This is a genomic window from Klebsiella sp. F11 (genome assembly GCF_056712265.1).
Genome location: NZ_CM160060.1, coordinates 5,068,325 through 5,081,896, shown reverse-complemented (window position 1 = coordinate 5,081,896; position 13,572 = coordinate 5,068,325). Strand labels below are relative to the sequence as shown.

The following is a 13,572-nucleotide window of genomic DNA, read 5'->3' as shown; positions in this document are numbered from 1 at the left end:
GCTACCAATTAACAATTTCAGAGGGCCTTATGGCGACTTACTATAGCAACGATTTTCGTGCCGGTCTTAAAATCATGATGGACGGCGAACCTTATGCCGTTGAAGCGAGTGAATTCGTAAAACCAGGAAAAGGTCAGGCTTTCGCCCGCGTTAAGCTGCGTCGCCTGCTGACCGGCACCCGCGTAGAAAAAACCTTCAAGTCTACCGACTCCGCTGAAGGCGCAGACGTTGTCGATATGAACCTGACTTACCTGTACAACGACGGTGAGTTCTACCACTTCATGAACAACTCCACCTTCGAGCAGCTGGCTGCCGATGCGAAAGCCGTTGGCGATAACGCGAAATGGCTGCTGGATCAGGCTGAGTGCATCGTGACCCTGTGGAACGGTCAGCCTATCTCCGTAACCCCGCCGAACTTCGTTGAGCTGGAAATCGTTGAAACCGATCCGGGTCTGAAAGGCGACACCGCGGGTACCGGCGGTAAACCGGCGACCCTGACCACTGGCGCAGTGGTTAAAGTTCCGCTGTTTGTGCAGATTGGCGAAGTGATTAAAGTGGATACCCGCTCTGGCGAATACGTATCCCGCGTGAAGTAATTCACGTCTCAGATGATTGGCGCAGCAGCGATGCTGCGCCCTCTATGGCGCGCAAGCTATCGATAAGCAGGCAAGGACGATGAACAACACCTTAAAGCTTATGGCACTGCTGCTGCTCAGCGGCGCTCTGCTGGCCGGCTGTCATACGGTCCACGGCGTTGGTGAAGATATCCGCAGCCTGGGGCACGCCATCTCTCACGCCGCCAGCTAAGCACCGACTTTCTCTCCTCTTCTTCTGAATTCGCGCCTCCCGGCGTACCGCATCGCTTTTTCTCTTAAAAAACGCTGAGATCCCTTCATATCGGGTCAGTTTGTCTATGCTTATAGGGCACGATAACTAAAACTGGTAAATAAGGATGACATTATGGTGAAAAAAGCGATTGCAGCGTTCTTTACGGTTTTGGCTCTCTCCTCTGTGCTGACCGCATGTAATACAACGCGCGGCGTCGGTCAGGATATTTCAGAAGGCGGCAGCGCCATTTCCGGCGCGGCGACGAAAGCCCAGCAATAGACCTGACGGTACGGTCGCTGGCCGTACCGTTCTTCCCATCACCTGCGCCGTTGTTTATAATATCCGCGCCTTTTCACTCTGCTGTGGTCGAATAATCAGGACACTAAACTTACATCCAAAATGGAGGTGTTTAGTGAATCAGAAGCGAAAGTTTACGCCAGAATTTAAGAAGGAAACGGTGGCCCTGGTGCTGACGCAAAATTACTCCATTGCGCGTGCCGCAACTTCTTTGGGGATCAGCGCCAAAACATTGCGCAGTTGGGTCGCCGCCGCGCGCCAGCGCCATGAAAGTCCGCTTAGTGAAGATGAACAAGCTGAACTCCGAAGGCTACGTCTAGAAAACAAAGAGTTACGCATTGAGAAGGAAATATTAAAAAAGGCGAGCGCCTTCTTTGCGAAGCACATGTCGTGAGATACCAGTTTATCCTCGATAACGCAGGTAATTACAGGCTACGGACGCTTTGTCGCGTGATGCGCATTAGCCCGTCCGCATGGTATGCCTGGCGAAAAAAGCCGATAGCCTGCCCGTCGAAAGATACCGCAGTCAGGGTGATGCTCAAGGCGTTATTCTCTGCCAGTCGGGAAAGTGCCGGGAGCCGAACGCTGGTTAAAAAGCTCCGTGAAGAAGGCGTCACCATAAGTCGTTGGCGCGTTAGAAAAATCATGAGCGAAGAGGGACTTCTCTGCCGGCAACGCCGTGCCTGGAAGGTCACAACGAAACCGAAGAAAGGGGCTGATTTTGCACCAAATCTGTTGAATCAGAACTTCAATCCTCCCGGACCGGACCAGATATGGGTGAGTGATATTACGTATCTGAAAACGGGTGAAGGCTGGTTGTACCTGGCTGCGATCATGGATTTATATTCCCGCCGGATCGTCGGTTGGCACATTGACAAGAGAATGACATCGTCGCTGGTTTGCCGGGCTCTCATGCAGGCTTACAACCTGCGCAATCCACCGACAGGGCTGGTCGTCCATACCGATCGTGGAGCGCAGTATACCAGCAAGCGCTTCCAAACGCAGTTAACCAGTTACGGACTCAGAAGCAGCATGGGAGATGTTGGCGCCTGCTGGGATAACGCGGTAATGGAGCGTTTTTGGGGCAGTTTGAAACATGAATGGGTGCTGTTGATCCCGCAGCAGACGCGGGCAGGTATGAAACGTGATGTTGCAGACTATATGCGTTATTACAATCTTGACAGAAACCATGCTTCGAATGGGTATTTATCGCCAGTGCGATATGAACAGATGGCTGAGAAAAAAGTGTCCTGTTTAACTTGACCAGATCAATAGCCTTTGTTGACGACGTTCAGCCCGCCGTCGTCGCGCAGGCTGTAGGTTGCTGTGACCTTCTCCAGACCGTGCTCAAAGCTATGGTCGAAACGGGCGATTTCATACCAGGTGCCGAGATAGCGCTGGGTAACAAACGGGCTGACCACCGTTACGCCCTGCGGAGGCGTCGGAGTGCTACAGGCAACAACCAGAAATGAGACGGCAACAGCGGCAATCATTGGCAGCAGACGCATACTATTTTCCTTACTGATTTTTTGCTAAGTGTAGATTCTGGCGGGGAAAAAACGGGGAAATATTCTGCAAAAGAGAGCCCGGTAACACTCCGCTACCGGGCATCGGGACGTTTAGATAAACAATACGCCGACCAGCGTGACCGCGCTCAGAATCGCGGCCAGGCCGTAGAAGACCCACTTCCCGTTAGGGACGTGAATTTTCAGGTCGTGCATGGCGTGATGAATGCGGTGGAGCCCGCACCACAGCGGCAGGACGATCATCAGGAAGAGAAATGCCCGGCCAATAAAGCTCTGGGCAAAGCCGAGCACGCGCTCGTAGCTGAAGGCGTCAGCGGGCGCCAGGCCCAGCGGCAGCAGAATACCGACCAGCAGGATCATTACCGGCGCAATAATGGCGCTCCACATACCACCGGCGCCAAACAGCCCCCAGAATACCGGTTCATCGGAACGTTTTGGGTTAGAATTGATCATTCCAGCCTCCTTACCAGAACAGGGCGATACACAGGATCGCCGCCGTTGCTACCGCAGTCACCGCCCACAGCCCTTTAATAACCGGCTCTGGCCCCATTTTCTCGCCTTTGACAATGATATTGGCGGCTTTCGGCGCCAGTTCAAACCAGGTTTTGCTATGCAGCAGCGCGGCGCCCAGGGCGATCAGATTCAGGATCACCACCACCGGATTTTGCAGGAAGCCAACGTATCCTACCCAGCTTTCCGCCCCGTGTTTCAGAGCAAACAGCCCGTAAATCAGGATGATGCTGAACCAGACGGCCGGTACAGCCGTTCCTTCACGCAGCATGTAGAAGCGATAAAACGGCAGCTTCTTCCACCAGGTGGACGTCATCGGCCGCACGTAGGGCTTGCGTTTAGTGGTCATAATGCACTCCTTAGCGTGGTTTCAGGGTGGCGATAAGAAAGTCTTTCGAGCTTTCTACCTTGCCCTGCTGAATGGCGGCCGCCGGGTCGACGTGCTTCGGACAGACTTCCGAACAGTAGCCCACGAAGGTACAGGTCCAGACGCCGTTCTGACCGTTAAGCTGCGCCATACGTTCCTTTTTCCCGTGGTCGCGGCTGTCCTCGTTGTAACGATGGGCGAGGGTGATGGCCGCCGGGCCGATAAACTCCGGGTTAAGGCCAAACTGTGGACAGGCGGCGTAGCACAGACCGCAGTTGATGCAGCCGGAAAACTGATGGTACTTCGCCATCTGTGCCGGAGTTTGCCTGTTTGGCCCCTGATCCGGGGTACGCGAATTGCCGATAATATAGGGCTTAATCGCCTCCAGGCTCTCGATAAAGTGGGTCATATCGACCACCAGATCGCGCTCGATCGGGAAGTTAGCCAGCGCTTCGACCTTAATGCCCTTGGTGTATTCACGCAGGAAGGTTTTACAGGCCAACTTCGGCACCTTGTTGACCATCATCCCGCAGGAGCCGCAAATCGCCATCCGGCAGGACCAGCGGTAGCTGAGATCCGCCGCGAGGTTGTCTTTGATATAGCTCAGCGCGTCGAGCAGCGAGGTCTGCTCGTCGTAAGGAACCTCATAGAACGCGCTATGCGGTGCGGTGTCCACTTCCGGGTTGTAGCGCACCACCTCGATTTTCAGATTCTTCATCTCAGCCATTGCTCGTCTCCTTCTTCTCGGCTGCTTCCGCTTCTGCGCCATATACGCGTTTTGCCGGCGGCAGAGTGGTGATCTTCACATCGCCATACTCGAGGCGCGTGGCGCCATCGGCATCGCGGAATGCGAGCGTATGCTTGAGGAAATTGACGTCGTCACGCTCGGTGCAGCCCTCATCCAGGCGCTGATGCGCGCCGCGGGACTCTTTACGCGCAAGGGCCGAGTGGGCCATACATTCCGCCACGTTCAGGCCGTGACCCAGTTCGATGGTGTACAGCAGGTCGGTATTGAAGACGCTGGAGCTGTCGGTAATGCGTACGCGCCTGAAGCGCTCCTGCAGCTCGGCCAGCTTATCGACGGTTTTCTGCATTAGCTCCGGCGTACGGTAGATCCCGCAGCCTTCTTCCATTGACATGCCCATCTCGTCGCGAATCTTCGCCCAGTTCTCGTCGCCTTCCTGATTGATGAGGTCCTTCAGGCGTTTTTCGACGTCATTGGTCTGCGCATCCAGCGCGCCGGCGTTGGCTTCTGTCGCTTCCGCCGCTCGGCTGATGGCCTGCTCGCCAGCGAGGCGGCCAAAGACCACCAGCTCGGCCAGCGAGTTGGAGCCAAGACGGTTGGCGCCGTGAAGGCCGACCGACGAGCATTCGCCTACGGCGAACAGCCCCTTGATGCGGGTTTCACAGTTCTGGTCGGTTTCGATGCCGCCCATGGTGTAGTGCGCGGTTGGGCGTACGGGGATCGGCTCTTTAACCGGGTCAACCCCGACGTAGGCCTTCGCCAGTTCGCAGATAAAGGGCAGACGCTCCAGCAGCTTTTTCTCGCCTAAGTGGCGAAGATCGAGATAAACCACGTCGCCGCGCGGCGTCGGGATGGTGTTGCCTTTACGCCATTCGTGCCAGAAGGCCTGGGAGACCTTGTCGCGCGGGCCAAGCTCCATATATTTGTTTTTCGGCTCGCCGAGCGGCGTTTCCGGACCCATGCCGTAATCCTGCAGGTAGCGGTAGCCGTCCTTGTTGACCAGAATACCGCCCTCGCCGCGGCAGCCTTCCGTCATCAGAATACCGGAGCCGGGCAGGCCGGTCGGGTGATACTGCACGAACTCCATATCGCGCAGCGGAACGCCGTGGCTGAGCGCGATGCCCATCCCGTCGCCGGTGACGATGCCGCCGTTGGTGTTGTAGCGATAGACGCGCCCCGCGCCGCCGGTGGCCATCACCACCGCGTTAGCGCGGATTTGCACCAGCGAGCCTTCCATCATATTCATCGCCACCAGGCCACGGACCTGGCCGTCGTCGACCAGAATGTCGAGGACGAAATGTTCGTCGAAACGTTGGATTTGCGGGAACTGAAGGGAGGTCTGGAACAGGGTGTGCAGCATATGGAAGCCGGTTTTATCCGCGGCGAACCACGTGCGTTCGATTTTCATCCCGCCGAAGCGTCGGACGTTGACGCTGCCGTCAGGACGGCGGCTCCACGGGCATCCCCACTGTTCAAGCTGGGTCATTTCCGTCGGGCAATGATGGACAAAATAGTCGACGACATCCTGCTCACAAAGCCAGTCGCCGCCGGCGACGGTGTCGTGAAAATGGTACTCAAAGCTGTCATGATCCTGGGTCACGGCGGCGGAGCCGCCTTCAGCCGCAACGGTGTGGCTGCGCATGGGGTAGACTTTTGAAATCAGTGCGATTTTGGCATTTGGATTAGCCTGCGCTGCGGCGATTGCAGCGCGAAGACCTGCTCCGCCAGCGCCAATTACGGCAAGATCGGCTTGAAAAGTTTGCACGACATTCCTCCAGTTTTTGTTTATTTCGCCGCCGGGCTGGCGAAAATGTGTCACTGCTCCTTTATAGGTAAAGGAGTATAGCCTTAGGGTCGGTAGGGAAAATTGACGTGTTCGATTTTTTATCGATATATGCGGTGATTTATCGACACAATTTATGCTTCCTGGCGGTGAATAAATTTTCGTTATTCTTTACGCCGCCGCGAGCACAAAATTTGTCTCACCCGCCGGTTACGAGTAGACTTCGTGCCCTTGTCTGAAATCGGAGAAAGTACCATGAGCGAGACGGCAACCTGGCAGCCGAGCGCGTCTATTCCAAACCTGTTAAAACGCGCGGCTGTGATGGCGGAAATTCGTCGTTTCTTTACCGACCGCGGCGTGCTGGAGGTGGAGACGCCCTGCATGAGTCAGGCAACGGTAACGGATATTCACCTCTTTCCGTTCCAGACCCGTTTCGTCGGCCCCGGCTATTCGCAGGGGATGGATCTCTATCTGATGACCAGCCCGGAATACCATATGAAGCGCCTGCTGGCCGCCGGCTGTGGCCCGGTCTTCCAGCTGTGCCGCAGCTTCCGCAATGAAGAGATGGGGCGTCACCACAACCCGGAATTCACCATGCTGGAGTGGTATCGTCCGTGTTATGACATGTATCGGCTGATTAACGAGGTCGATGATTTGCTGCAGCAGGTGCTGGAGTGCCAGCCGGCGGAAAGCCTCTCCTATCAGCAGGCGTTCCTGCGTCATCTCGAACTCGACCCGCTATCGGCCGACAAGACCCAGCTGCGCGAAGCGGCGGCTAAGCTCGATCTGAGCAACATCGCCGATACGGAAGAAGATAAGGACACGCTGCTGCAGCTGCTGTTTACCATGGGCGTCGAGCCGCATATTGGCAAAGAGCGTCCGACCTTTATCTATCACTTCCCGGCCAGCCAGGCGTCGCTGGCGCAGATCAGCACCGAAGATCACCGCGTCGCGGAGCGTTTTGAGGTCTATTACAAGGGAATTGAGCTGGCTAACGGCTTCCATGAGCTGACCGACGCCCGCGAACAGCAGCAGCGTTTCGAGCAGGATAACCGCAAGCGCGCGGCCCGCGGCCTGCCGCAGCAGCCGATTGACGACAATCTGCTGGAGGCCCTGAAGGCGGGCCTCCCGGACTGCTCCGGCGTGGCGCTGGGGGTCGATCGCGTGGTGATGCTGGCGCTGGGCGCCGAAAGCATCGGCGAAGTGATCGCCTTTACCGTCGATCGCGCCTGACCCGGGCGAATCGCGCTTCGGCCATCCCGGCTCGGAGAGCGGACCTGACCCGGCGCACGAGCCGCCGGCCAGGTTGAACTTACAGGCTGCCCGCCGTGCGGCTGGATTTCCCCGCTGAGTTCATCGCTCTGCTGCTCTTCCTGCCGTCGATGCTCTCCAGACGCATCTGGAACGGCGGGAACGGCATATCAATACCGTGTTCGCGGTAGCCCGCCAGAATCAGCTTGTGGATCTCGTGACGCAGCGGCATACGGTGGCCCATCTCGGCGGCGTAAATACGCAGCTCGAAAATCTGAATCCCCTGCTGCAGATCGACGAGGAAGGCCTCCGGCGCCGGCGTATCGATAACCAGCGAACAGCGGTGGGCGGCGCTAATCAGGATCTGCGTGACCTCTTCGGTATTCGCATCCGCCGGGGCCGGCACCGTCAGCACCACGCGGGTGACGGAGTCAGACAGCGACCAGTTGATAAACTGCTCGGTGATGAACGCCTTATTCGGCACGATAATCTCTTTCCGGTCCCAGTCGCTGATGGTCGTGGCGCGCGTATTGATGCGGGTAATGCTGCCGGTCAGATCGCGGATAGTCACCGTATCGCCAATACGTATCGGCTTTTCAAAGAGAATAATCAGGCCTGAGATAAAGTTGGCGAAGATCTCCTGTAAGCCAAAACCGAGGCCGACGCCGAGCGCCGCTACCAGCCACTGCAGCTTCGCCCACTCAATGCCAATCATCGAGAAGCCCACCAGGCCGCCAATCAGCATTAACAGGTATTTGGTAATGGTGGTGATCGCGTAGCCGGTGCCCGGCGTGAGATCCAGATGCTGCAGGATTGCCAGCTCCAGCAGCGCAGGGAGGTTGCGCACCAGCTGGGTGGTGATAATCAGCACCAGAATCGCGATCAGCACCGCTCCAAGCGTAATCGGCTCGATGCTTTCAACGCCCTGTACCGTCGAGGTCGCGTCCCACAGCGAGATATTTTCGAGGAAGCCGAACGCCGAATGGATTTCTGACCACAGCACGATCACCGAGACCAGAGCGACCAGCATCAGCAGCGAACGCACCAGCCGCAGCGAGCGGATGCTGATCGCATCGAGATCGATTTCACTGACTTCGATCTCCGCCGATCCTTCCGGGCTGCTGGAGTGCGCGACCTCATCTTCGTCCCGCGCGCGCTGGGCGAGTATTTCCGCCCGCCGATGCCTGGCGCGATCGAAGGCCAGCCGGCGGCGCTGAATCAGCATCCAGCGGCGGATGATGTGATAGACCACGAGCAGCAGGAACCAGATCGCCACCGACGTTTCCAGCCTGGCCAGCAGCGCCTGAGCGGTGGCCAGGTAGCCGATGGCCGCCGCCAGCATGGCAATGAGCGGCGCGCCCAGCAGCAGGTTCCACAGCATGCGGTTAACCATATTATCGCCGCTCCCCGATTTATCGAGATACAGCGGAATGCCGGCATGCTTCAGGCTCAGCGTAACCAGCGCCAGCGCCCCGCAAATCAGCAGGAAGCACAGGCGGCCGAGAGAGGCCGAGAACTCGCGGTCGTTGAGGTTATCGAACATGATCAGCGCAATGATCAGCGGGACGATCAGCCCAATGCTCATCAGGTAGTAGCGCATGGCCTTGGTGACCCGGCTGCGCGGCCAGCCGAAGTGGGCGATAAACAGGCCGTTCGGCCGCGCAAAGGTGGCGCACACCATCACCACCCACAGCAGCGGCACCGTGGCGGTGACGCTATCGCCGATGGCCACCGCCAGCGGGAAGGGCCAGGCGGCCTGCAGGCCATAGCCGAGGGTCATCCACAATACCGGCAGCGGAGAGGCCACCAGAATCGACCAGAACACCGTGCGCAGGGTGAGCCAGAAATGGTCCTGGGTCACTTTGCCGACGCGGGCGCTGGAACGCTCAAGGAAGCGGGTGAAGTGGCGACGCGAGCTGATGCTGAAACCTACCAGAATCAGCGCGCCAAACAGCGGCAGCAGCGTCTCCTTGCTGGTTAGCATCATCGCGCTGGCTTTGCCCAGCTGGCTGACGGTATCGAGAGAGACCAGGCGGCGCAGATCGTGGGCAATTTCCAGCGGCCATGAAAAGCCGATTGGGCTGACGTCCGAGGTCCAGAACAGGTAGCGGTGGGTCGCTTCGTTCATCTCTTTCAGGGCGTCTTCAAGCTGGCCGTTGGCCACTTTGAGCTTGGTCAGCTCCAGAATCAGCGTATCGCCGCCCTGCAGCAGCGAGTTGAGCAGTTCGCTTTGCGTGCGCAGCTGCGCTTCAAGAATGCGATTCTGCTCGCTGGTCAGCGCCTGACCGTCGGCCTGGCGCAGCTGGCGGAGCTGTGTCTGGCTGCCGAGCAGATCCTCAAAGCGCAGCCGCTGCACCCGCAGCTGGGCCATTTCGGTATCCAGCTGCTGGGGTTTTGGCGTCTCCGGCAGACGGGCGACCTGGGCGCGTAGCGCTTCGCCGAGCAGGCTGGAGGCACCCAGCCACTGCGACTGCTCGCGCAGCGTATTGAGCGCCTGGCGCACCTGGAGCGTCTGGCTGGAGGCCTGACGCTGCTGGGAAGCCACCAGGTCCATGCGCTGAGCCTGCTGGTTCAGCGCCTGCGACAGCTCGCGGTTAACTTTAAACTGGGCCACCAGCTGCGGCGGCAGGTTTTCGCTGTTCTCCGCCAGCAGCTCGGTGCTTTCCAGCGCCTTTTCGGCTTCGCGCTGGCGCTGGCTGTTGAGCTGATTGCGCAAGCCCTGCAGATAGCCGTCGAGCAGCTTGCTTTGCTTTTGCGCCAGATCGGCGCGCATGCGCGACAGCTCCTGGCGATTGTTGGCGGAGAGCTGCGCCAGGTCCAGCTCGTTGACCAGCGCCTTCAGGCGCGCGGATTCCGCCTGCAGGCTCAGATTTTGCGCCTGCGCCAGCGGCGTATTGCTGGTCTGCGAGCCGACGCGGCGCTCAACGTCGTTCAGCTGCCGGCGGGCGTCGGTTTGCTGCTGGGGAAGCTGGTTGAGCGAATCGGCGATATCGCGGGCGCGCTCCTGCTCCTGCTGGGCCTGGCGGCTGGCTTCGAGCAGCTGGCTGCTGACCTGCAGGATCTCCTGATTCAGGGCGTCGGTGGAGAGCGTCGTTGGGACCTGGCGCGGTTCATCGGCCAGGTTGTTGATCTGCGAACGCAGGGTCTGGAACAGCTTGGGGAAGTTATCGATAACCTGCTGATACTGGCGCGTGCGCTCGAGGGAAGCGCTACGCTCCTCAAGCGCGTTCAGCGCGGACTGCAGCGCTTCTACGGTATCAGGCTGGGCGGGTTTTGCCGCCTTCGCCTGTTCCAGCTCCTGAGCTATCTGTTTCGCGTCGGGGGCTGTCGCTGCGTACGCCCCCAGACTGAGGCTCCAGGCCAGCAGGAAAATATATATCAGGCGCACGGCATAACCCTTTTAGCTATTAACCTTCGTCTTGCGTGTCGTCGCTCAGAGTGCTGGCGTCGTCTTCGGCCGCGGGCGTGGTCTCAACGGCGGTTGCTAGCGGTTGACCAAGCTTAGTCACAGAGAGGTTCTGCAGCTGTTCGAGCAGCTTGACCTTGCCCGGGGCAAACAGGTTGATCACCGTCGAACCAAGCTTGAAGCGGCCCATCTCCTGGCCTTTCAGCAGGGCAATGGAGCCTTCGCTGTCGCCGGCAGGCCAGGTCCAGCGCTTAATCACGCCTTCACGCGGCGGGGTCACGGTACCGGACCACACGGTTTCGATGCTGCCAACGATGGTCGCGCCGACCAGAATTTGCGCCATCGGGCCAAATTCAGTATCGAACAGGCAGATGACGCGCTCGTTGCGGGCGAACAGATTCGGGACGTTTTGCGCGGTCAGGTGGTTAACGGAGAACAGATCGCCCGGGACGTAGATCATTTCGCGCAGAATACCGTTACACGGCATGTGGACGCGGTGGTAGTCGCGCGGCGACAGATAGGTGGTGGCGAAGTTACCGTGGCGGAACAGCTCGGCCATCTGGTAGTTGCCGGCCAGCAGCGCTTCCAGGGTGTAGTTGTGGCCTTTGGCCTGCAGGATTTTATCGTCTTCAATCGCGCCCAGCTGGCTAATGGCGCCGTCGGCAGGCATCACCAGCACGTTCGGGTCGGTGTTCAGCGGGCGCGCTTCATCGCGCAGAGGTCGAACGAAGAAATCGTTAAAGGTGCGGTAGCTGGCGGTATCGGGCTTCTGCGCCTCTTTCATATCGACCTTGTAGCACTTCACGAACAGATCGATGACCAGTTTCGTCAGCCAACCCGCTCGTTTGCTCGCACCCCAGCCTGCGAGGCGGGTAAGCCACAGTTTAGGCAGAATGTATTGCAGCGAAAGTTTAAGATCGTTTAACAAGGTAGCCTCCAGGCCATTATTTGTCGTTCCTGATCCCCGCAGCATGTCGGGGATCTAAAAAAGGGGTCGATTCTATACGTAAACTCATCCGGGTGACATCAGGGCGGCAGGTTTGCGAATTCCCGGCAGCATAGCGCATTATGCGGACGGGGAGAGAGGCGCAGCCAGCCTGAAGGATGAAGCGTATAGCGATGTTCAGCTTAAATGTCAGTCATCGGATGATGAAAAGCTTTTACGCGTTTTTACCTGTACTTCGTTCATGCTTTCCAGGATGCGGTGGTAGTTTTCAAAACGGTGCGCGTTGATGCTGCCATTTTCAACCGCTTCGCGAATCGCGCAGCCCGGATCGGTATCATGCTTGCAGTCGCGATATTTGCAACGGCCTAAATAATCGTGAAATTCGACAAAGCCGTTGGTGATTTGTTCCGCATCAAGATGCCAGAGGCCAAATTCGCGCACGCCGGGGGAGTCGATCACGTCGCCGCCGTGCGGGAAATGGTAGAGGCGCGCGGCGGTGGTAGTGTGCTGGCCGAGGCCCGAGTTGTCAGAGACGTCGTTGGTCAGGATTAGATCGTCGCCCAGGCCCAGCAGCGCGTTCAGCAGGCTGGATTTACCCACCCCCGACTGCCCGGCGAAGATGCTGATGCGGCCGGTGAGGGCCTCTTCAAGCGGCTTCAGACCGTCCTGGGTGCGGCTTGATACCATCAGCACGGGATAGCCGATTTTGCGATAGATATCCATCTGCTCGTTGACGAACGCTAAGGCGTCTTCGTCCAGCAGATCGATTTTGTTGAGCACAATCAGCGGCTCGACGTCCAGCGCCTCGCTCGCCACCAGGTAGCGGTCAATAATGTTTAACGACAGCTCCGGTAAAATGGCGGAAACGATGACGATCTGATCGATGTTGGCGGCGATGGGCTTAACGCCATCATAGAAATCCGGACGCGTCAGGACCGAGGTTCGCTCGTGCACGGCCTCAACGATACCTTTTACTCTCACGCCGTCGGCGGCGTCTTTGCCCGGGCGCCAGACTACGCGATCGCCGGTTACCAGCGAACGGATCGTCCGGCGAATGTTGCAGCGGTGGACGCTACCGTCAACGGATTCGACGTCGGCATGCATGCCGAAGCGGCTGATGACGATGCCCTCGGAGGTCTCGCCAAACAGATTGTCATCGTAGTCGGCCTTCTCCGAAGTCGTTTTCAGGCGGCGCTGGTGGTTGGCCTTGACGCGGCGCTGTTGGCCTTTGGAGAGTTTATTTTTACTCAATCGAACTGGCTCCTGGTCGCCCTGTAGGGGCAAAACCTCTATGATACACGCTATTTTAGATGAATATAGTCACGCAAGAAGGGTGGAAAATAGCATGAGTGCAGATGAAAACAACCTGATTTGGATCGATCTTGAAATGACGGGGCTGGATCCGGAGCGCGATCGCATAATCGAAATCGCCACCCTGGTGACCGATGCAAACCTCAACATTCTGGCGGAAGGGCCGACCATTGCGGTACACCAGTCTGACGCGCAGCTGGCGCTGATGGATGAGTGGAACGTGCGTACGCATACCGGCAGCGGGCTGGTGGAGCGCGTCAAGGCGAGCACCGTGGGCGATCGCGAGGCGGAGCTGGCGACTATCGATTTCCTCAGGCAGTGGGTGCCCGCGGGTAAATCGCCGATCTGCGGCAACAGCATTGGCCAGGACCGCCGCTTCCTCTTCAAGTATATGCCCGAGCTGGAAGAGTACTTCCACTATCGCTACCTCGACGTCAGCACCCTGAAAGAGCTGGCGCGCCGCTGGAAGCCGGAAATCCTCAACGGCTTTAAAAAGCAGGGCACCCACCAGGCGATGGACGACATTCGCGAATCGGTGGCGGAGCTGGCCTACTACCGCGAGCACTTTATCAAGCTGTAATCATGCTGCCGGGGTCACGCGG

13 protein-coding genes and 1 pseudogene are annotated in these 13,572 nt (G+C 58.2%); 6 read left to right on the top strand and 8 right to left on the bottom strand.

All coding sequences use genetic code 11. From position 1 onward, the window contains the following. Positions 1-29 precede the first annotated feature (29 nt). From efp to AC1M2H_RS24950, 4 genes are all read left to right on the top strand, one after another. Positions 30-596 carry an elongation factor P gene (gene efp, locus AC1M2H_RS24965; RefSeq protein ID WP_434637193.1) on the top strand — a complete coding sequence of 189 codons (567 nt, stop codon included), beginning with the start codon at positions 30-32 and terminating at the stop codon, positions 594-596. 79 nt (positions 597-675) lie between these two features. Next, the gene (locus tag AC1M2H_RS24960) at positions 676-807 is read left to right on the top strand and encodes an entericidin A/B family lipoprotein (RefSeq protein ID WP_095104444.1); all 132 of its coding nucleotides are present in this window, start codon (positions 676-678) and stop codon (positions 805-807) included. A gap of 153 nt (positions 808-960) precedes the next feature. Then, positions 961-1,107, top strand: coding sequence for a lipoprotein toxin entericidin B (gene ecnB, locus AC1M2H_RS24955; protein ID WP_004097935.1), 147 nt, complete (start codon positions 961-963; stop codon positions 1,105-1,107). A 94-nt stretch (positions 1,108-1,201) separates the two neighbouring features. Next, positions 1,202-2,388 (top strand): IS3 family transposase gene (locus AC1M2H_RS24950; RefSeq protein ID WP_480151852.1). Its coding sequence is split into 2 segments (ribosomal slippage): positions 1,202-1,478 and positions 1,478-2,388, totalling 1,188 coding nucleotides; the frame shifts between segments, so codons are not numbered across the junction. Between the two features lie 8 nt (positions 2,389-2,396). Here the strand turns inward: AC1M2H_RS24950 and AC1M2H_RS24945 are convergent. The 5 genes and pseudogenes from AC1M2H_RS24945 to frdA all read right to left on the bottom strand — a co-directional run. Continuing rightward, positions 2,397-2,633 (bottom strand): annotated as a pseudogene (locus AC1M2H_RS24945) (lipocalin family protein); the annotation flags it as partial. A gap of 111 nt (positions 2,634-2,744) precedes the next feature. Then, entirely contained in the window at positions 2,745-3,104 is a 360-nt protein-coding gene (gene frdD / locus AC1M2H_RS24940; protein WP_480149485.1) for a fumarate reductase subunit FrdD, read from the bottom strand. Between the two features lie 10 nt (positions 3,105-3,114). Then, complete coding sequence (gene frdC / locus AC1M2H_RS24935) at positions 3,115-3,510, bottom strand: fumarate reductase subunit FrdC (protein ID WP_480149484.1); 396 nt, start codon at positions 3,508-3,510, stop codon at positions 3,115-3,117. Positions 3,511-3,520: 10 nt separating this feature from the next. Then, positions 3,521-4,255: a fumarate reductase iron-sulfur protein gene (gene frdB, locus AC1M2H_RS24930; protein ID WP_480149483.1), complete on the bottom strand. Its 735-nt coding sequence runs from the start codon at positions 4,253-4,255 to the stop codon at positions 3,521-3,523. Then, complete coding sequence (gene frdA, locus AC1M2H_RS24925) at positions 4,248-6,038, bottom strand: fumarate reductase (quinol) flavoprotein subunit (RefSeq protein WP_480149482.1); 1,791 nt, start codon at positions 6,036-6,038, stop codon at positions 4,248-4,250. The genes frdB and frdA overlap by 8 nt, the downstream gene beginning before the upstream one ends. Before the next feature lie 273 nt (positions 6,039-6,311). Here frdA and epmA point away from each other — a divergent pair, with 273 nt between their 5' ends. Beyond that, positions 6,312-7,289 (top strand): elongation factor P--(R)-beta-lysine ligase, encoded by a 978-nt coding sequence (epmA, locus tag AC1M2H_RS24920; protein WP_480149481.1) that lies wholly within the window; start codon positions 6,312-6,314, stop codon positions 7,287-7,289. A 79-nt stretch (positions 7,290-7,368) separates the two neighbouring features. Here epmA and mscM read toward each other — a convergent pair whose 3' ends face one another. The 3 genes from mscM to rsgA form a co-directional block, all read right to left on the bottom strand. After that, positions 7,369-10,695, bottom strand: a complete 3,327-nt coding sequence (gene mscM, locus AC1M2H_RS24915; RefSeq protein ID WP_480149480.1) for a miniconductance mechanosensitive channel MscM — start codon at positions 10,693-10,695, stop codon at positions 7,369-7,371. A 19-nt stretch (positions 10,696-10,714) separates the two neighbouring features. Further along, the gene (gene asd, locus AC1M2H_RS24910; protein ID WP_480149479.1) at positions 10,715-11,641 is read right to left on the bottom strand and encodes an archaetidylserine decarboxylase; all 927 of its coding nucleotides are present in this window, start codon (positions 11,639-11,641) and stop codon (positions 10,715-10,717) included. 207 nt (positions 11,642-11,848) lie between these two features. Beyond that, positions 11,849-12,910 (bottom strand): small ribosomal subunit biogenesis GTPase RsgA, encoded by a 1,062-nt coding sequence (gene rsgA, locus AC1M2H_RS24905; protein ID WP_480149478.1) that lies wholly within the window; start codon positions 12,908-12,910, stop codon positions 11,849-11,851. Positions 12,911-13,004: 94 nt separating this feature from the next. Here rsgA and orn point away from each other — a divergent pair, with 94 nt between their 5' ends. Then, on the top strand, positions 13,005-13,550 hold the full coding sequence (gene orn, locus AC1M2H_RS24900; protein ID WP_426813361.1) for an oligoribonuclease: 546 nt from the start codon (positions 13,005-13,007) through the stop codon (positions 13,548-13,550). The last annotated feature ends 22 nt before the right edge of the window (positions 13,551-13,572 follow it).